General features: G+C 68.0%; 17 protein-coding genes. 9 read left to right on the forward strand and 8 right to left on the reverse strand.

Annotated features, from left to right (window positions below; translation table 11 throughout):
* Positions 1-5: 5 nt before the first annotated feature.
* Genes nuoJ through nuoN form a run of 5 tightly spaced genes read left to right on the forward strand, consistent with a single transcriptional unit; the run spans position 6 to position 5,700 of the window.
* Positions 6-515, forward strand: a complete 510-nt coding sequence (nuoJ, locus tag N5D30_RS06825; protein ID WP_279908294.1) for an NADH-quinone oxidoreductase subunit J — start codon at positions 6-8, stop codon at positions 513-515.
* Complete coding sequence (gene nuoK / locus N5D30_RS06830; protein WP_076429156.1) at positions 512-820, forward strand: NADH-quinone oxidoreductase subunit NuoK; 309 nt, start codon at positions 512-514, stop codon at positions 818-820. The genes nuoJ and nuoK overlap by 4 nt, the downstream gene beginning before the upstream one ends.
* On the forward strand, positions 817-2,667 hold the full coding sequence (gene nuoL / locus N5D30_RS06835; RefSeq protein ID WP_279908295.1) for an NADH-quinone oxidoreductase subunit L: 1,851 nt from the start codon (positions 817-819) through the stop codon (positions 2,665-2,667). The genes nuoK and nuoL overlap by 4 nt, the downstream gene beginning before the upstream one ends.
* Positions 2,668-2,682: 15 nt before the next feature.
* Positions 2,683-4,212 (forward strand): NADH-quinone oxidoreductase subunit M, encoded by a 1,530-nt coding sequence (nuoM, locus tag N5D30_RS06840; protein ID WP_220813179.1) that lies wholly within the window; start codon positions 2,683-2,685, stop codon positions 4,210-4,212.
* A 9-nt stretch (positions 4,213-4,221) separates the two neighbouring features.
* Positions 4,222-5,700, forward strand: coding sequence for an NADH-quinone oxidoreductase subunit NuoN (gene nuoN, locus N5D30_RS06845; RefSeq protein WP_279908296.1), 1,479 nt, complete (start codon positions 4,222-4,224; stop codon positions 5,698-5,700).
* 372 nt (positions 5,701-6,072) lie between these two features.
* Here the strand turns inward: nuoN and N5D30_RS06850 are convergent, their stop codons facing one another.
* The 3 genes from N5D30_RS06850 to N5D30_RS06860 form a co-directional block, all read right to left on the reverse strand.
* On the reverse strand, positions 6,073-7,134 hold the full coding sequence (locus N5D30_RS06850) for an AI-2E family transporter (protein WP_279908297.1): 1,062 nt from the start codon (positions 7,132-7,134) through the stop codon (positions 6,073-6,075).
* A 241-nt stretch (positions 7,135-7,375) separates the two neighbouring features.
* Positions 7,376-9,058 carry a methyl-accepting chemotaxis protein gene (locus tag N5D30_RS06855; protein WP_279908298.1) on the reverse strand — a complete coding sequence of 561 codons (1,683 nt, stop codon included), beginning with the start codon at positions 9,056-9,058 and terminating at the stop codon, positions 7,376-7,378.
* Positions 9,059-9,141: 83 nt separating this feature from the next.
* Complete coding sequence (locus N5D30_RS06860; protein ID WP_279908299.1) at positions 9,142-10,461, reverse strand: Na+/H+ antiporter family protein; 1,320 nt, start codon at positions 10,459-10,461, stop codon at positions 9,142-9,144.
* Positions 10,462-10,702: 241 nt separating this feature from the next.
* Here N5D30_RS06860 and N5D30_RS06865 point away from each other — a divergent pair, with 241 nt between their 5' ends.
* Together N5D30_RS06865 and N5D30_RS06870 are read left to right on the forward strand one after the other, a co-directional pair.
* Positions 10,703-12,844, forward strand: a complete 2,142-nt coding sequence (locus tag N5D30_RS06865; protein ID WP_279908300.1) for a methyl-accepting chemotaxis protein — start codon at positions 10,703-10,705, stop codon at positions 12,842-12,844.
* A gap of 123 nt (positions 12,845-12,967) precedes the next feature.
* The gene (locus N5D30_RS06870; protein ID WP_279908302.1) at positions 12,968-13,564 is read left to right on the forward strand and encodes an NAD(P)H-dependent oxidoreductase; all 597 of its coding nucleotides are present in this window, start codon (positions 12,968-12,970) and stop codon (positions 13,562-13,564) included.
* A 64-nt stretch (positions 13,565-13,628) separates the two neighbouring features.
* Here the strand turns inward: N5D30_RS06870 and N5D30_RS06875 are convergent, their stop codons facing one another.
* The 4 genes from N5D30_RS06875 to N5D30_RS06890 are packed head-to-tail and all read right to left on the reverse strand — an operon-like array spanning position 13,629 to position 16,250.
* The gene (locus tag N5D30_RS06875; protein WP_279908303.1) at positions 13,629-14,963 is read right to left on the reverse strand and encodes a sensor histidine kinase; all 1,335 of its coding nucleotides are present in this window, start codon (positions 14,961-14,963) and stop codon (positions 13,629-13,631) included.
* Entirely contained in the window at positions 14,960-15,628 is a 669-nt protein-coding gene (locus N5D30_RS06880) for a response regulator transcription factor (RefSeq protein WP_220813187.1), read from the reverse strand. The genes N5D30_RS06875 and N5D30_RS06880 overlap by 4 nt, the downstream gene beginning before the upstream one ends.
* Positions 15,628-15,942, reverse strand: a complete 315-nt coding sequence (locus N5D30_RS06885) for a PepSY domain-containing protein (protein WP_220813188.1) — start codon at positions 15,940-15,942, stop codon at positions 15,628-15,630. Before N5D30_RS06885 ends, N5D30_RS06880 begins: the two co-directional genes overlap by 1 nt.
* A complete protein-coding gene (locus N5D30_RS06890; RefSeq protein WP_279908304.1) occupies positions 15,942-16,250 on the reverse strand; it encodes a PepSY domain-containing protein in 309 nt (102 codons plus the stop codon). The genes N5D30_RS06885 and N5D30_RS06890 overlap by 1 nt, the downstream gene beginning before the upstream one ends.
* A 182-nt stretch (positions 16,251-16,432) precedes the next feature.
* On the opposite strand from N5D30_RS06890, the gene N5D30_RS06895 reads away from it, so the two are divergent.
* Both N5D30_RS06895 and queD read left to right on the forward strand, forming a co-directional pair.
* The gene (locus N5D30_RS06895) at positions 16,433-17,512 is read left to right on the forward strand and encodes a patatin-like phospholipase family protein (protein WP_279908305.1); all 1,080 of its coding nucleotides are present in this window, start codon (positions 16,433-16,435) and stop codon (positions 17,510-17,512) included.
* Positions 17,513-17,766: 254 nt separating this feature from the next.
* Positions 17,767-18,123, forward strand: a complete 357-nt coding sequence (queD, locus tag N5D30_RS06900) for a 6-carboxytetrahydropterin synthase QueD (protein ID WP_279908306.1) — start codon at positions 17,767-17,769, stop codon at positions 18,121-18,123.
* A gap of 6 nt (positions 18,124-18,129) precedes the next feature.
* Here queD and queF read toward each other — a convergent pair whose 3' ends face one another.
* A complete protein-coding gene (gene queF / locus N5D30_RS06905) occupies positions 18,130-18,960 on the reverse strand; it encodes an NADPH-dependent 7-cyano-7-deazaguanine reductase QueF (protein ID WP_279908307.1) in 831 nt (276 codons plus the stop codon).
* Positions 18,961-18,975 lie beyond the last annotated feature (15 nt).

An 18,975-nucleotide genomic window follows, 5' to 3' on the forward strand; every position in this document is an offset into this window, starting at 1 on the left:
TTCGAGTGGAATTCGCCTTCTACCTCGCCGCGGGCGTCGCCGTGGCATCCACCGTGCGGGTCATCACCGGGAGCAACCCGGTGCACGCCCTGCTCTACCTGATCGTCTCGCTGCTGGCCGTAGCCATGACCTTATTCGCCCTCGGCGCGCCATTCGCCGGCGCCCTGGAGATCATCGTCTACGCCGGCGCCATCATGGTCCTGTTCGTCTTCGTGGTGATGATGCTCAACCTCGGCCCGGCCGCCGCCGAGCAGGAGAAGAAGTGGCTGACGCCCGGCATCTGGACCGGTCCGGCCATCCTCTCCGCCCTGCTCCTGGCGCAGTTGCTGTACGCCCTGTTCGCCAGCCCGAGCGGTGCCGCCATCGGCCTCGAAACCGTGGACGCCAAGGCCGTCGGCGTCAGCCTGTTCGGCCCGTACCTGCTGGTGGTCGAACTGGCCTCCATGCTGCTGCTCGCCGCCCTGGTCGCCGCGTACCACCTGGGTCGCCACGAAGCCAAGGAGCCGACCGCATGAATGCCATTCCCCTGGAACACGGCCTGGCCCTCGCCGCCGTGCTGTTCAGCCTGGGCCTGATCGGCCTGATGGTGCGCCGCAACATCCTCTTCGTGCTGATGAGCCTGGAAGTGATGATGAACGCCACCGCCCTCGCCTTCGTCGTCGCCGGCAGCCGCTGGGTGCAGCCCGACGGCCAGGTGATGTTCATTCTGGTGATCACCCTGGCAGCCGCCGAGGCCAGCATCGGCCTGGCGATCCTGCTGCAGCTGTATCGCCGCTTCAACACCCTCGATGTCGACGCTGCCAGCGAGATGCGCGGATGAACCTTCTATTCCTCACCCTCCTCTTCCCGCTGGCCGGCTGGTTCCTGCTGGCCTTCTCCCGCGGACGTATCTCGGAAAACACCGCTGCCGTGATCGGCGTCGGCTCGGTCGGCCTGGCCGCGCTGAGCGCCGCCTGGGCGATCTTCCAGTTCCTCGGCCATCCGCCGGCGGGTGGCGTGTACACCCAGGAGCTGTGGCAGTGGATGAATGTGGCCGGCCTGGCGCCGAGCTTCACCCTGCATCTGGACGGCCTGTCCGCCACCATGCTCGGCGTGGTCACCGGCGTCGGCTTCCTGATCCACCTGTTCGCCAGCTGGTACATGCGCGGCGAAGAGGGCTACTCGCGCTTCTTCGCCTACACCAACCTGTTCATCTTCAGCATGTTGCTGCTGGTGCTCGGCGACAACCTGCTGGTGCTGTTCTTCGGCTGGGAAGGCGTGGGCCTGTGCTCCTACCTGCTGATCGGCTTCTACTACAAGCACGTGCCCAACGGTAACGCGGCGCTGAAGGCCTTCATCGTCACCCGCATCGGCGACGTGTTCCTGATGATCGGCCTGTTCATCCTGTTCCTCAACCTCGGCACCCTGAACATCCAGGAGCTGATGGTACTGGCGCCGCAGAAGTACGCCGCCGGTGACAACTGGCTGTGGATCGCCACCCTGATGCTGCTCGGCGGCGCGGTCGGCAAGTCCGCCCAGCTGCCGCTGCAGACTTGGCTGGCCGACGCGATGGCCGGCCCGACCCCGGTGTCCGCGCTGATCCACGCCGCCACCATGGTGACCGCGGGCGTATACCTAATCGCTCGCACCAACGGCCTGTTCCTGCTGACCCCGGAGATTCTCGAGCTGGTCGGCATCGTCGGCGCCGTGACCCTGGTGCTGGCGGGCTTCGCCGCCCTGGTGCAGACCGACATCAAGCGCATCCTCGCCTACTCGACCATGAGCCAGATCGGCTACATGTTCCTCGCCCTCGGCGTGCAGGCCTGGGACACGGCGATCTTCCACCTGATGACCCACGCCTTCTTCAAGGCCCTGCTGTTCCTCGCCTCCGGTGCGGTGATCCACGCCTGCCACCACGAGCAGAACATCTTCAGGATGGGCGGCCTGTGGAAGAAGCTTCCGCTGGCCTACGCCAGCTTCATCGTCGGCGGCGCCGCGCTGGCCGCGCTGCCGCTGGTCACCGCCGGCTTCTACTCCAAGGACGAGATCCTCTGGGAAGCCTTCGCCAGCGGCCACAGCGGGCTGCTGTACGCGGGCCTGGCCGGTGCCTTCCTGACCTCGATCTACACCTTCCGCCTGATCTTCATCGCCTTCCACGGCGAGCAGAAGACCGAGGCCCATGCCGGCCACGGCCTGGCCCACAACCTGCCGCTGGCCACGCTGATCGTGCTGTCGACCTTCATCGGCGCGCTGATCACCCCGCCGCTGGCCGGCGTGCTGCCGCAGAGCATCGGCCACGCCGGTGGCGAGGCCAAGCACAGCCTGGAGATCGCCTCGGGCGCCATCGCCCTGGCCGGCATCCTCCTGGCCGCCCTGCTGTTCCTCGGCAAGCGCCGCTTCGTCGGCAGCGTGGCCGCCAGCGCGCCGGGCCGCTTCCTGTCGGCCTGGTGGTTCGCCGCCTGGGGCTTTGACTGGCTCTACGACAAGCTGTTCGTGCAGCCCTACCTGCTGATCTGCCGCCTGCTCGGTCGTGACCCGATCGACCAGGGCATCGGCCTGGTGCCGCGCCTGGTGCGTGGCGGCAACGGCCTGCTGGCCCGCGCCCAGACCGGCCAGGTGCGCTGGTACGCCACCTCCATCGCCGGGGGCGCGGTGCTCGTGCTCGCCGCCCTCCTGTTTCTGAATTAAGGAAAATAGCCCGTCATGATCCTGCCCTGGCTAATCCTGATCCCCTTCATCGGCGGCCTGCTGTGCTGGCAGTGCGAGCGCTTCGGCAACACCCTGCCGCGCTGGATCGCCCTGCTGACCATGGGCCTGCTGTTCGGCCTCGGCCTGTGGCTGTGGGCCAGCGCCGACTTCAGCCTGGCCCCGGCGCCCGGCGCCGATCCGGTCTGGGCCGCCGAGTTCAAGGTCCAGTGGATCGAGCGTCTCGGCATCAGCATCCACCTCGGCCTCGACGGCCTGTCGGTGCTGATGATCTGCCTCACCGGCCTGCTCGGCGTGCTGTCCGTGCTGTGCTCGTGGAACGAGATCCAGAACCGCGTCGGCTTCTTCCACCTCAACCTGATGTGGATTCTCGGCGGCGTGGTCGGCGTGTTCCTCGCCATCGACCTGTTCCTGTTCTTCTTCTTCTGGGAAATGATGCTGGTGCCGATGTACTTCCTCATCGCGCTCTGGGGTCATAGCGGCAGCAAGGGTCACTCGCGTATCAACGCGGCCACCAAGTTCTTCATCTTCACCCAGGCCAGCGGCCTGATCATGCTGGTGGCGATCCTCGCCCTGGTGCTGGTCAACTACAGCGCCACCGGCGTGCTGACCTTCAACTACGCGGACCTGCTGAAGACCGACCTGCCGGCTGGTACCGAGTACCTGCTGATGCTCGGCTTCTTCGCCGCCTTCGCGGTGAAGTTCCCGGTGGTGCCGGTGCACTCCTGGCTGCCGGACGCCCACGCCCAGGCGCCGACCGCCGGCTCCGTGGACCTCGCCGGCATCCTGCTGAAGACCGCCGCCTACGGCCTGATGCGCTTCGCCCTGCCGCTGTTCCCCAACGCCTCGGCCGAGTTCGCGCCGATCGCCATGTGGCTCGGCGTGTTCGCCATCGCCTACGGCGCCTTCCTGTCGTTCGCTCAGACCGACATCAAGCGCCTGGTGGCCTACTCCAGCGTCTCGCACATGGGCTTCGTGCTGATCGCCATTTACTCCGGCAGCCACATCGCCCTGCAGGGCGCGGTGGTGCAGATGATGGCTCACGGCCTGTCGGCCGCCGCCCTGTTCATCCTCTGCGGCCAGCTCTACGAGCGCCTGCACACCCGCGACATGCGCGAGATGGGCGGCATCTGGGCGCGCCTGCCGTGGCTGCCGGCGGTGAGCCTGTTCTTCGCCGCCGCCGCCCTGGGCCTGCCGGGCACCGGCAACTTCGTCGGCGAATTCCTGATCCTGATCGGCAGCTTCCCGGCCGCCCCGTGGGTCGTGGTCCTGGCCGCCTGCGGCCTGGTGCTGGGCTCGGTCTACTCGCTGGCGATGATCCACCGCGCCTACTTCGGCCCCGCCAAGTCCGATGCGCCGCTGGAAGCGCTCAAGTCCCGCGAGCTGTACATGGTGCTGGGCCTGGCCGCGCTGCTGATCCTGCTCGGCGTCTATCCGCAACCGGTGCTCGACACCTCCGCCGCCAGCATGCACGGCGTGCAGCAGTGGTTCAGCGGCGCCCTCACTCAACTCGCCTCGGCCCGGTAATCAAGCGCTATGGAACTGACGACTCAACACTTCATCGCGCTGCTGCCGCTGCTGGTCACCTGCACCACCATCGTCGTGGTGATGCTGGCCATCGCCTGGAAGCGCAACCATGCCATGGCCTTCATCCTCTCGGTGGTGGGCCTCAACCTCGCCCTGCTGTCCATCATCCCGGCACTCGGCGTGACGCCCATCGAGGTCACCCCGCTGATGCGGGTGGACAAGTTCGCCTGCTACTACATGGCGCTGGTGCTGGCCGCGACGCTGGCCTGCACCACCCTGACCCACGCCTACCTGGGCGGCGAATCGGGCAAGCAGGGCTATCCGGGCAACCGTGAAGAGCTGTACCTGCTGATGCTGCTGTCCGCCGCCGGCGGCCTGGTGCTGGTCAGCGCGCAGCACCTGGCCGGCCTGTTCATCGGCCTGGAACTGCTGTCGGTGCCGACCTACGGCATGATCGCCTACGCCTTCTTCAACAAGCGTTCGCTGGAAGCCGGCATCAAGTACATGGTGCTGTCCGCCGCCGGCAGCGCCTTCCTGCTGTTCGGCATGGCCCTGCTCTACGCCGAGTCCGGCAGCCTGAGCTTCGCCGGCATCGGCACCCAGCTGGCGGCCAACGGCCTGCCCAGTCTGATCGCCCAGATCGGCATCGGCATGATGCTGATCGGCCTGGCCTTCAAACTGTCCCTGGTGCCCTTCCACCTGTGGACCCCGGACGTCTACGAAGGCGCGCCGGCGCCGGTCGCCGCCTTCCTGGCCACCGCCAGCAAGGTCGCGGTGTTCGCCGTGCTGCTGCGCCTGTACCAGATATCCCCGGTCACCAGCGGCGGCTGGCTGAACGACCTGCTGAGCGTACTGGCCATCGCCTCGATCCTGTTCGGCAACCTGCTGGCGCTGCTGCAGAGCAACCTCAAGCGCCTGCTCGGCTACTCGTCCATCGCCCACTTCGGCTACCTGCTGATCGCCCTGATCGCCAGCAAGGGCCTGGCAGTGGAAGCCATCGGCGTGTACCTGGCCACCTACCTGCTGACCAGCCTGGGCGCGTTCGGCGTGATCACCCTGATGTCCACGCCCTACAGCGGCCGCGACGCCGACGCCCTGTACGAATACCGCGGCCTGTTCTGGCGCCGTCCGTACCTGACCGCCGTGCTCACCGTGATGATGCTGTCGCTGGCCGGCATCCCGCTGACCGCCGGCTTCATCGGCAAGTTCTACGTGGTCGCCGCCGGTGTCGAGTCGCAGCAGTGGCTGCTGCTGGGCAGCTTGATCCTGGGCAGCGCCATCGGCGTGTTCTACTACCTGCGGGTCATGGTTACCCTGTTCCTGGCCGAGCCCAACCTCAAGCGTCACGACGCGCCGTTCAACTGGGGCCAGCGCACCGGCGGCGTCATGCTGCTGTTCGTCGCGCTGCTGGTGTTCGTCCTCGGCGTCTACCCGCAGCCGCTGCTGGAGCTGGTGCAGCACGCCGGCCTGGTGGCCGTGGTGCCCTGAGCCAGCGCCCATGAAAGACCCGGCCACGGCCGTCATGCCGTTCACATGAAGACGCTCACTCCCCTCTCCCCTCAGGGGAGAGCGTCAGGCAGAGGAGAAACCGGCAGTTTCGCGGGGTTTTCGGCCTTCTCCCCAGCCCCTGAGGAGCGAGCCCGGCAAGCACGCACGGCCTCCAGTGAAAGCCATGTCTGAGCCGGCGGTTGTTGGCGGGCACAAACCCTGTGGGAGCGGACTTGTCCGCGAACAGGGCCGACACCGAAGCTTCGCGGCCAAGGCCGCTCCCACGGAAGCACGCGGCACTCACCTCGGGACATGGCTGGAACAGCATCACGGCCGCGGTCGGCTTTTCCAGCTCCGCCGCGCCAACAGTCCCTAGGGCAACCGGGGCGCCTCGCTACCGTTGCGGTGCAGGTCCCAGCTGGCAACGAACAGCGCGGCGATCAGCGGGCCGATGACGAAGCCGTTGAGGCCGAACAGGGTCAGCCCGCCCAGGGTGGAGATCAGTACCAGATAGTCCGGCATGCGCGTGTCCTTGCCGACCAGTATCGGTCGCAGCACGTTGTCCACCAGGCCGATCACCAGCACACCGAAGGCGATCAGCACGATGCCCTGCCACACCGCCCCGGTGGCGATCAGGTACAGCGCCACCGGCCCCCATACCAGCCCGCAGCCCACCGCCGGCAGCAGCGACAGGAAAGCCATCAGCACGCCCCACAGCAGCGGGCTGGAGATGCCCAATACCCAGAAGATCAGCCCGCCCAGCGCGCCCTGCACCGCCGCGACCACCAGGTTGCCCTTCACCGTGGCCCGTACCACCCGGGTGAACTTGATCTGCAGCCGGCGCTTGAGCGACTCCTCCAGCGGCACCGCCGTGCGCACGGTGCGCACCAGTTCCGGCCCGTCGCGCAGGAAGAAGTACAGCAGGTAGAGCATGACGAAGAAGCCGACCAGGAACTGGAAGGTGTTCTGGCCGATGTCGAAGGCCTTGGTCGCCAGGAACTCGCTGCCCTGCATGGCGCCCTTGGCGACGCGGTCGCGCAGCGCGTCGAAGTCGCCCAGGCCGAAGCGGTCCAGCTGGTTCTGCAGCACGCCGGGCAACAGGTTCTTGAAGCGCTCCACGTAGGCACCGATGTCCAGGTCGCCCTTCTCGATGCGCTGGTAGATGGCGCTGCCCTCGTTGACCAGGGCCAGGCTGATCAGGGTCATCGGCAGGATCGCCACCAGCAGGCAGACCGCCAGCGTCACCATCGCCGACAGGTTGCCGCGCCCGCCGAAGCGCAGCGCCAGGCGCCGCTGCAGCGGCGCGAACAGCACCGCCAGGACCACCGCCCAGAACAGCGCGCCCCAGAACGGCAGCAGTATCCAGCCGAAGGCGATGGTCACCACGATCAGCAGGGCGACGAAGGACTTCTGTTCGATGAGCGGTGTTTGCATGGACGGGAACCGGTGGCGGTAGGGATGCTGTTTAGTCCCTCCGCCGTCCCGTTAAGTGCGAGCTTTTCTGATGGCTATGTCCCGTTAGTTGTTGCACGCCTGTGGGAGCGGATTTATCCGCGAATTTCGCGGCCAATCGGAATGCCGCCCAACCACTCCCACAAGAGCAGGATTGCGTCACCAACACATAACGGGGACATAGCCTTTCTGATGGCCAGGGGCGCCATGGCGGCGCCCGGCGTCAGATGCGGAACTGGCGCACCAGCCCGCCCAGGCGCTCGCCCAGGTCGGACAGGCTGCGCGCGGTGGCCGCGCCATGGCGGGTCTCGTCGGCCACGCTGTCCACCGCCACGGCGATCTGGTGCACGCTGCGGTTGATCTCCTCGGCTACCGCGGTCTGCTCCTCCGCGGCGCTGGCGATCTGCGCGTTCATCGCGTTGATGGTGCCGATCAGCCCGGCGATGGCGTCGAGCGAGGCGCCGGCCTGGTTGGCCTGGGTGCTGGTGTCCTCGCCGGCGTCGCTGGAGCGGCGCATGGCGGTGACCGACGCCTGGGTGCCCTGCTGCAGGCGGTCGATCATGCCCTGGATTTCCTGGGTACTCTGCTGGGTGCGGCTGGCCAGCGCGCGCACCTCGTCGGCCACCACGGCGAAGCCGCGCCCGGCCTCGCCAGCGCGGGCCGCCTCGATGGCCGCGTTGAGCGCCAGCAGGTTGGTCTGCTCGGCGATGGAGCGGATCACGTCGAGCACGCTGACAATGGACTGCACGTCCTGCTGCAGGCTGTCCAGCGACTGGCCGCTGTCACGGATGTCGCCGACCAGGGCATGGATGCGGCTGATGCTGCCGTCCACCACCTGCTTGGCGGCCTGGCCCTCGCGGTCGGTCTGCTGGGCGGCTTCGGCAGCGCCCTGGGCGCTCTTGGCCACCTCGTGGGCGGCGGCGGACATCTCGTTGATCGCCGTAGCCACCTGGTCGGTCTCGTGGCGCTGGCGCTCCATGGCCTGCTCGGAGCGCTGGGCCTGGGCGGCCACCTCGCCCACCAGGCCGGTGAGCTGGGTGGTCATGTCCGCGATCTGGCGCACCAGGCCGTGAATCTTCTCGACGAAACGGTTGAACGAGCCGGCCAGCTGGCCCAGTTCGTCGTCGCAGGCCACCGGCAGGCGGCGGGTCAGGTCGCCCTCGCCGGCCGCGATGTCGTCCAGATTGGCCTTGATCTGCTGCAGCGGGCGCACGAAGGCGTTGCTCAGGGCCAGGCCGCTGATGCCGAGCACCAGCAGCATCAGCGCGGCGATCACCAGGATGCTGGTGATGATGGTGCCGACGCGCTCCTCGACCGCCTCGCGGACCTCGGCCACCTGGGCCTCGACACCATCGAGATTGACCGCGGTGCCCAGCGCCAGGTCCCACTTGGGCAGGTAGTAGCTGTAGGCCAGCTTGGGCACCAGCACGCTCTCGTTGGTGGGCAGCGGCGAGCTGTACTGCACGTAGTGGGAAGCGTCCTTGGCGACGCGCACCAGCTCGTCGTTGACGGCCACGCCGTTGGGGTCCTTGCGGCCGGTGAAGCTCTTGCCCACGTCCGCTGGGTTGTCGCCGCGGAACAGGCGCACCACCTGCGAATCGTAGCCGAAGAAGTAGCCGTCCTTGCCGTACTTGATCTTGGAGAGGATGGCGATGGCCTGCTCGCGGCTGGCCGTATCGCCCTGGCTGGCGCCGTCGTACAGGGTCTGTACCGAGCCGAGGGCGATCTGCATGTAGTGCTGCAGCTCCTGGCGGCTCTCCTCGATCAGGCGCGTGCGGGTCTCCGCCACCTCGTCGGCCGCCAGGTCGGCCAGGACCTTCGCCACGGTGCCGCTCAGCACCAGGGCGAAGAGGATCACCGGCAGCAGGGCCAGCAGCAGCACTTTGGTTTTCAGGGTCAGACGCATGGTCCCATTCCTTCTGGTTATCCGCCTGAGTCGGAGCGGTGTTGTTGGTGTATCGGCATCCCGGCGCGGAGCTGAAGCGCCGGCTACAGGAGCAGCGCCGCGGCCCAGCCGAACGCCAGCAGCGGCAGGTTGTAATGCAGGAAGGTCGGCACCACGGTGTCCCAGATGTGGTCGTGCTGGCCGTCGGCGTTGAGGCCGGCGGTCGGCCCCAGGGTCGAGTCGGACACCGGCGAGCCGGCGTCGCCCAGGGCGCCGGCGGTACCGACGATGCAGACGATGGCCAGCGGGCTGAAGCCGAGCTGCAGGCACAGCGGCACGAAGATCGCCGCGACGATGGGCACGCTGGAGAAGGACGAACCGATGCCGGTGGTCACCAGCAGACCGATCAGCAGCATCATCAGCGCGCCAAGAGCCTGGCTGTGGCCGATCCAGCCGGCGGCGGAGCCGACCAGGCTGTCGATCTCGCCGGTGGCGCGCATCACCTCGGCGAAGCCGTCGGCGGCGATCATGATGAAGCCCATCATCGCCATCATCTTCATGCCCTCGGTGAACAGGTCGTCCGCCTCGCGCCAGCGCACCACGCCGGACAGGGAGAAGATCACGAAGCCGACCAGCGCGCCGACGATCATCGAATCCAGCCACAGCTGCACGGCGAACGCGGCCGCCACCGCCACGCCAGCCACCAGCAGGCTGTAGGGGTTGTACTGCACGGCGACGTTCTCCACCTGCTCGATGCGGGCGAGGTCGTAGTCGCGCTTGCCCCGGTAGCTGAGGAACACCGCCACCAGCAGCCCGCAGAGCATGCCCAGGGCCGGCAGCAGCATGGCCAGGGTGACGCTGACGCCGGTGGTGTCCACCCCGCCCTTGCGCACGCTGGCGAGCAGGATCTCGTTCAGGTAGATGTTGCCGAAGCCCACCGGCAGGAAGATGTAGGGGGTGATCAGGCCGAAGGTGATCACGCAGGCCACCAGGCGGCGGTCCATGCGCAGGCGCGCCATCACGTACAGCAGCGGCGGCACCAGCAGCGGAATGAAGGCGATGTGGATCGGCAGGATGTTCTGCGACGACACCGACACCGCCAGCAGCAGGCCTATCAGCAGCCAGCCCACCAGGTCGCCGCCGCGTGCCTGCTGGCGGCCGACCAGGGCCAGGGCCTTGTCCGCCAGGGCGTGAGCCAGGCCGGACCTGGAAATGGCCACGGCGAAGGCGCCGAGCAGCGCATAGGACAGCGCCACGTTGGCGCCGCCGCCCAGCCCCTTGTTGAAGGCCGCGAGGCTGGCCTGCAGGTCGAGCCCGCCGATCATGCCGCCGGCCAGGGCACCGGCGATCAGCGCGATCACCACGTGCACCCGGCACAGACTGAGGGCCAGCATGATGCCGACGGCGGCCACCACTGCGTTCATAGACAGACTCCGAAACCGCGGACAAGGCAGACCGTCCGCAAAAAAGCGCAGAACTCTGCCCGAACGATCAGGTTCTGTCAAAACGCGATGCGTGCAATATCCTGATCAGTGCGTGCATAATTCCGCCTCGCCTTTCCCCGTGATCCAGGATCAAGCGGCTCCGGGTCGGCAGCGGACGCTCAAGACCGCGGCTCCGCTACCGATAACCCGAACAGCCGTCCGCACACTCAATGACCTGCTCATGCTGTCGCGCCTGTCCATCCAGTTGAAAATCACTCTGCTCTCGGGCCTCTCCCTGCTCGCCATCGTGACCCTGCTGGTGGGCGCTTCGCTCTTCCAGTCCACTCGCAGCGCCACCCTGGTCAGGGACTCCAGCTCCGAGATGCTCGAAGAAGCCGCCCGCCTGCGCATGGCCTCGCGCGGCGAACTCCAGGGCCTGCGCATCCAGCGCTACTTTATGGATGCCTACCAGTACGGCAAGGGCTTCTCGCGCCAGGTGCTGTTCCTCAAGGACCAGGCCGAGAAACGCTTCCTCGACGCCTTCGACCTGCGCGAGGACCTGGTCCGCCAGGTGCGCTCCGCGCTGGAGGCCAACCCCGGCCTGCTCGGCCTCTACGTGGTGTTCGAGGCCAACGCGCTGGACGGCAAGGACGAGCTGTTCGCCGGCCAGGGCGAGCTGGGCAGCAACGACAAGGGGCGCTTCTCCCTGTACTGGGCGCAGACCGTGCCCGGCACCCTGGAAGCCGAGGCGATGGACGAGACGCAGCTCGAAGACACCAGCACCGGCCCCAGCGGCGCGCCCTACAACGCCTGGTACACCTGCCCCCGCGACACCCGCCGCACCTGCGTGCTCGACCCCTACTTCGACGACGTCAACGGCAAGCAGATCCTGATGACCAGCATCGCCTTCCCCCTGGAGCAGGACGGCAAGGTGATCGGCGTGATGGGCGTCGACATCAGCCTGGAGAGCCTGCAGCAGATCAGCCTGAAGGCCAGCGGCGAACTGTACGACGGCCAGGCCCACGTCAGCATCATCAGCCCCGCCGGCCTGCTGGCCGGCCACAGCCGCGACCCCGCCCAGCTCGGCAAGCCGCTGACCAGCGCCTTCCCCAGGCAAGGCGCGCAGATCAGCCAGCTGCTCGCCGGCGGGCAGTCCCAATTCCTCGAGCTGGATGACAAGCTGCGGGTGATCGAGCCGCTGCTGCCGATCCCCGAGGCCAAGTCCTGGGGCGTGCTGCTGGAAGTGCCGAAAGCCGTCCTGCTGGGCCCGGCCCTGGCGCTGGAGCAGCAACTGGACGAGAGCCGCACCCGCGACACCACCTTCACGGTGATCCTGGCCCTGGTCGCCATCCTCCTCGGCATCGCCCTGATGTGGCTGACCGCCCGTGGCGTGACCCGCCCGATCCTCGACGTGGCGAGCATGCTCAAGAACATCGCCAGCGGCGAAGGCGACCTGACCCGTCGCCTGGAATACGCGCGGCGGGACGAACTGGGCGAGCTGGCCGGCTGGTTCAACCGCTTCCTCGACAAGCTGCAGCCGATCATCGCCGACGTGAAACGCTCGGTGCAGGACGCCCGCAGCACCGCCGACCAATCCGCCGCCATCGCCAGCCAGACCAGCGCCGGCATGCAGCAGCAGTTCCGCGAAATCGACCAGGTGGCCACCGCCTCCCAGGAAATGAGCGCCACCGCCCACGACGTGGCCAACAACGCCGCCCAGGCCGCCGAGGCCGCGCGCGGCGCGGACGCGGCCACCCGCGAGGGGCTGGCGGTGATCGACCGCACCACCCTTTCCATCGAGCAACTGGCCGGCGAACTCAACTCGGCCATGGCGGAGGTCGAATCCCTGGCCAGCAGCAGCGAGCAGATCGGCTCGGTGCTGGAGGTGATCCGCGCCATCGCCGAGCAGACCAACCTACTGGCCCTCAACGCGGCCATCGAGGCGGCCCGTGCCGGCGAGGCCGGGCGCGGCTTCGCCGTGGTAGCCGACGAGGTGCGCAACCTGGCCAAGCGCACCCAGGACTCGGTGGAGGAAATCCGCCAGGTGATCGAGAACCTGCAGAGTGGCACCCGCGACGTGGTCGGCTCCATGCACAGCAGCCACAAGCAGGCCCAGGGCAGCGTCGAGCAGGTCGAGCAGGCGGTCGCCGCGTTGCGCCGGATCGGCGAGTCGGTCGGCGTGATCAACGACATGAACCTGCAGATCGCCAGCGCCGCCGAAGAACAGAGCGCGGTGGCCGAGGAGGTCAACCGCAACGTGGCGAACATCCGCGACGTCACCGAGACGCTCTCCGACCAGGCCGACGAATCGGCCCGGGTCAGCCAGTCGCTCAACAGCCTGGCCAACCACCAGCAGGGGCTGATGGACCAGTTCCGCGTCTGAGCCCTGGCGCCGCGCCCGCACGGGCGCTGGCGCCATCGGTCCACTGCCCTGTCGCTTCACCCCCTTGCCCCACCGCAGAGCGGCCGCTAGCCTGCGCGCAGTCATTCGCAGGAGAACCCCAAGATGCTCGATATCGCCCTGATCGCCGGCTCCAGCCGCACCGGTAGCCAATCCGCCAAGGTCGCCCGCTATCTGCGCCAGCGCCTGATCGACCTGGGCCTGACCAGCCCCGAACGGAGCGGCCTGATCGACTTGGGCGAGCGCTCTCTGCCGCTGTGGCCGGCGGACGACAAGGGTCCCTGGGCCGACTACCAGCAGCAGTTGGCCGCCGCCGACGCACTGGTGGTGATCGCCCCGGAATGGAACGGTATGGCCTGCCCGGCGGTGAAGAACTTCTTCCTCTATACGAGCAAGGCCGAACTGGCGCACAAGCCGGCGCTGCTGGTCGGCGTGTCCTCCGGCGTCGGCGGTGCCTACCCGATCAGCGAGCTGCGCGCCTCCGGCTACAAGAACTGCCGCATCGCCTACCTGCCGGAACACCTGATCGTGCGCCATGTGGAAGCGGTGCTGAACGAGGGCGAGGCCGCCAGCGAGGGCGACCTGCGCATCCGCCGCCGCGCCGACTATGCCCTGGACATCCTCGGCAAGTACGCCGCGGCGCTGAAGCCGGTGCGCGCGGCCATCGACCTGACCGACCCGGCCTTCACCAACGGCATGTAAGCGCCGCGCTCCCCGGCGCACCTGGGACGTAGGGTGCGCCGCGCGCACCTGACACGCCTTCGGATTACCTTGCCTTGGCCCGAGGCTTGTTCCCGGGCAGCCGCACCTCCACCCGCAGCCCGCCCAGCGGGCTGTCGTCCAGGCGCAGGCTGCCGCCCCAGGCATCGACGATGTCACGCACGATGCCGAGCCCCAGGCCGTGGCCGGCCACCTGTTCGTCCAGGCGGCTGCCACGCCCCACGACCTCTTCGCGCCGCTCGGGCGCGATGCCTGGGCCGTCGTCGTCCACCCACAGCCGATAGCCCTCGGCGTCCTTCGCCAGAGTCAGGCGCACTTCCGCGTCCGCCCATTTGCAGGCGTTGTCCAGCAGGTTGCCGAGCAGTTCCAGCAGGTCCTCACGGTCCCAGGGCAGGCACAGGCCGGGCTCGGCCTGCCAATCCAGCTTGAGGCCATGGCTATGGATCATGCCCAGGGTGGAAAACAGCCCCGGCAGCTCCGCCGCGCAGTCGAAATGGGCGCCGGGCAGGGCCTCGCCGGCCAGCCGCGCACGCCCCAACTCGCGCTCCAGGCGCTGCTGGATCTGCGCCAGCTGCTCGCGCAGGGTGGCCTGCAGTTCCGGCTGGTCGCGCAGGTCGTCGCGCTCGCTGAGGCTGACCAGCACCGCCAGCGGCGTCTTCAGGGCGTGGCCCAGGTTGCCCAGCGCGTTGCGCGAGCGCTTGAGAGTGTCTTCGGTATGGTTGAGCAGGTGGTTGATCTGCCCTACCAGCGGCTCCAACTCCTGGGGCACCTGGGCATCCAGTTCGCTGCGCCGGCCCTGCTGCAGCTGGGCGATCTGACCGCGGACCCGCTCCAGCGGCCGCAACGCCGCGCGCACCGTGTAGCGCTGGGCCAGCAGGATCAGCAACAGCGCCGCGCCGCCCAGCCCCAGGCCCAGCCACTGCAGGCGGCGGAAGCTCTCCAGGATCGGCGTATAGTCCTGCGCCACGCTGATGCTGAATGCCTGGCCGAAGCGCTGGTAGTCGGCGCGGTACACCAGCAGGCGCTGGCCGCGCGGGCCATCGCCCAGCCCCTCCTGCAACCCCGGCGCCGGCGGGTGCTGCAGGTCGCGGTCCCACAGGGAGCGGGAGCGCCAGGTCTGGTCGGCGAAATCGATGCGGAAGTAATGGCCCGAGAAAGGCCGCTGGAAGGTCGGGTCCAGGCGCCGCTCATCCAGCTGGATGCCGTTCTGGCCGCGGACCAGGGCGATCAGCAGGGTCTGAGTCTCGTCCTTCAGGTCGCCCTGCAGGTAGCGGCGCAGGCTGTGGTCGAACAGCCACAGGCTGCTCTGCGCCAGCACCAGGCCCACCACCACCAGCACACCGGCCAGCCCCAGGCTGAGGCGGCGCTGGATCGACCTCACCCGCCGACCCCGGCATAGCGGTAGCCCTGGCCGCGCCGGGTCTCGATCACCTCGCGGCCGAGCTTGCCGCGCAACCGGTTGACGTGCACCTCGAGCACGTTGGAATCGCGCTCGCTCTCGCCATCGTAGAGGTGTTCCGCCAGGTGGCTCTTCGACAGGATCTGGCCGGGGTGGAGCATGAAATAGCGCAGCAGGCGGAATTCCGCGGCGGTCAGCTCGACGGTCTCGCCGTCCCGGGTCGCGCACTGGCGGCTCTCGTCCAGCTGCAGGCCGGCCGCCTCCAGCTGCGGCTGGTTGGCCAGGCCGTGGGCGCGACGCAACAGAGCCTGGATGCGCAGGGCCAGCTCCTCGGGATGGAAGGGTTTGGTCAGGTAGTCGTCGGCCCCCGCCTTGAGGCCGTCGATGCGCTCGGCCCAGGAACCACGTGCGGTGAGAATCAGCACAGGCGTGGCCAGCCCGCCCGCGCGCCACTCGCGCAGCACCTCCAGCCCCGGCTTGCCGGGCAGGCCGAGGTCGAGCACGATCAGGTCGTAGGGTTCGCTGGCGCCCTGGTAGACCGCGTCCCGGCCGTCGGCCAGCCAGTCCACCGCGTAGCCCTGGCGGCCCAGGCCGGCGATCAGTTCGTCGGCCAGGGGCACATGGTCTTCAACCAGCAGCAGGCGCATCAGTCCTCCAGTTCGTCCTTGAGGATGCGACCGTCGCGGGCATCCAGTTCCAGTTCGCGCACCGTACCATCGACGGTGAGCAGTTCGACCTCGTAGACCAGCACATCGTCATCGTCTTCCAGTTCCGCCTCAAGCAGAACGGCCCCGGGGTATCGCCCCAGGGCCTGTTCCATCAGCATTTCCAGCGGCTGGATGACGCCTTCGCGGCGCAGCTTGAGCGCCTCGTCCTGGTCCAGGTCGCGGGCCTGCGCATCGAGCGCGAGCACGGCCAGGACCAGGGCGACGATGCCGCTATAGCGTGCAACGAACTTCATCAGTCATCCCGGTGCTCTTTCAGGATCTGGCCGTTGCTGGCGTCCAGCTCCACGTCCCACTGCACGCCCTGGGCGTCGCGCACTTCGACTTGGTAGACGTAGCGGCCGTGCTCTTCTTCGAGTTCGGTGTCCTCGATCTTGCCGCCCGGATACTTGGCCAGCGCGGCCTCGTTGAGCTTCTCGAAGCTCTGGATGGTGCCGGCGTCACGCAGTTTCAGTGCCTCGTCCGGCCCCAGATCACGGGCTTGGGCGATACCGGCAGTGGTGGCCAGGGCGGTGATGGCGAAAAGGCTGGTCAGCTTGTTCATGGTGTTCTCCTCGGGGGTGTCTGTTGTCTACGGTGCCCACGATAGTGAAGCCGACTTAATTCAAGCTGAATTGTCGGAGGACCGCCCCGCGGCTCGCAACTGGCAAGGTATTCATTCCCTGAAGCCGCTTGGCCTGACGGACCGGGCCACTATAATCGCTGGCTTGCCACACGGAGCCGAGCATGACCGCCATCCACGTCAAAGCCCCCGCCCTCAGCCTGCGCGCCGGCAAGCGCGCCCTCGCCCGCATCCGCGAACGCGGCCTGCAGCCGGCCGACGTCGGTATTCTGCCTGGCGCCGCTGGCGGGCCCAAGGGGCTGGGCATCCAGGGCCTTGACCTGGCGCTGTTCGGCGACTGGCTGCCGCGGGCGCCACGCGAGCGGACGCTGATCGGCGCCTCCATCGGCTCCTGGCGCTTCGCCAGCGCCTGCCTGCCCGACGCCTGCGCGGGCATCCGCCGGCTGGGCGAGCTGTACACCAGCCAGCGCTTCGCCAAGGGCGTGAGCATGGCCGAGGTCTCGCGCAGCTGCGTGCGCCTGCTCGACGACCTGCTGGAAGGCCAGGACGCCGCCGTGCTGAACAATCCGCTGTACCGCCTGAACATCGTGGTGGTGCGCAGCCACGGGCTGCTCCAGCACGACCATCGCGGCAAGCTGGGCCTGGGGCTCTCCTCGGTGATCGGCAACAACCTGCTGGGGCGTAGTCGCCTGGGCCGCCATTTCGACCGGGTGATCCTGCACGACGCCCGCCTCGCACCGCCGCTCGCCGCGCTGAACGACTTCCGCTCGCACTTCCACACCCTGGCGGAGGGCAACCTGAGGCACGCCCTGCTCGCCTCCGGCTCAATCCCCATGGTGATGGAGGCGATCCGCGAGATTCCCGGCCTGGAGCCCGGCGCCTACCGCGACGGTGGCCTGCTCGACTACCACCTCGACCTGCCCTACCAGAGCGACGGCGTGGTGCTCTACCCGCACTTCACCGATAGGGTGGTGCCCGGCTGGTTCGACAAGAGCCTGCCCTGGCGCCGCGGCGACAGCGGGCGGCTGCAGGATGTCCTGCTGCTGGCCCCATCGAAGGCATACCTGGCCGCCCTGCCCCACAGCAAGCTGCCGGACCGTACCGACTTCAAGCGCTATCTGGGCGACGACGCCGGCCGCGAGCGTTACTGGCGCAAGGCGATGGCCGAGAGCCAGCGGCTCGGCGACGAGTTTCTCGAGCTGGTGGATGGCGGACGGCTGGGCGAGCGGCTGCAGCCACTCTGAGAGCCGCACCGCTCGCAGGCCCGACAATCGGTTGCCGGCTTTTCACATTCTCTTCACATCTTTTGCGCTTCACTGTCCCCGTGAACCCCATCACAGCGAACTGCCCGACTTCGGTCGGGCTTTTCGTTTCTGGCGTTTTTATCCAGAAGAAACCGCCCAGCCGCAGGTTAGAATGAGGCCCAGCCGGCCCGCCTGGAAACACATCGGGCACGCCCGTGCCGGCCTCTTCCCACTCTCAGCCTGCAGAAAAGCCCGTGGAACTGTTCAAAGAATTCACCTTCGAGTCCGCCCATCGCCTCCCCCATGTCCCGGCCGGTCACAAGTGCGGCCGCCTGCACGGCCACTCGTTCCGCGTGGCCGTCTATATAGAGGGCGAGGTCGATCCGCATACCGGATGGATTCGGGATTTCGGCGAGATCAAGGCGATCTTCGCACCGCTCTACGAGCGCCTCGATCACAACTACCTGAACGACATTCCCGGCCTGGAAAACCCCACAAGCGAGAACCTGGCGATCTGGATCTGGCGCGAACTCAAGCCGCTGCTGCCGGAGCTTTCGCGCATCCGTGTGCACGAGACCTGCACCAGCGGCTGCGAATACCGCGGTAGCTGACCGGCGCTACTGGCGGACCAGCCGGCGATTGTCCGGAACGATCGCCTCGGTGCTGCGGTAGGGGTTGATGTCCAGCCCGCCGCGGCGCACGTAGCGCGCATGGACCGTCAGCCGCTCAGGCCGCAGCAGGCGCTGCAGGTCGAGGAACACCCGCTCCACGCACTGTTCATGGAAATCCTGATGCTGGCGGAAGCTCACCACGTAAGCCAGCAGGCTGGCGGCGTCCAGGCGCGGGCCGCGATAGTCGACGACCAGGCTGCCCCAGTCCGGCTGGCCGGTGACCGGGCAGTTGGATTTCAGCAGGTGGCTGTAGAGCACCTCGTCCACCACTTCGTCGCCGGCCAGGCGCAGCAGCTCCGGGCGCGGGTGAGCATAGTCGCTGACCTCGATCTCCAGGTCGTCGATGCAGCGTCCCGGCAGCGCGGCCACGCCCTCGGCGGCCACCTCGTCCAGGCCACGCACCCGCACCGCCACCGGCGCACCGGCGCAGGCGGACAGGTCGCGTGCCAGCACCGCCTCAACCTCGGCCTGGCCGGCGTAGGCAGTCTGGTTCAGCGAGTTGAGATAGAGCTTGAAGGACTTGGACTCAATGATGTTCGGCGAATCGGCAGGAATCGCGAACTCGCCGATAGCCACCACCGGCTTGCCGGAGAGCGTCAGCCAGGACAGCTCGTAGCAGTTCCAGTAGTCCACGCCGCGATACGGCAGCCCGCCGGCCTCCAGCCCCAGCTCGGCCCACTTGGCGGCGCGGGGGATGGGGAACAGCAGTTCGGGACTGTAGGTGGAGACGTACTCGCTGGACTTGCCCAACGGCGAGTGTTCGGCGGGATGCTGCATGGCGACGGCCTGGGA

It is taken from the genome of Pseudomonas sp. GD03875 (genome assembly GCF_029840585.1).
Lineage (GTDB): Bacteria > Pseudomonadota > Gammaproteobacteria > Pseudomonadales > Pseudomonadaceae > Aquipseudomonas > Aquipseudomonas paralcaligenes.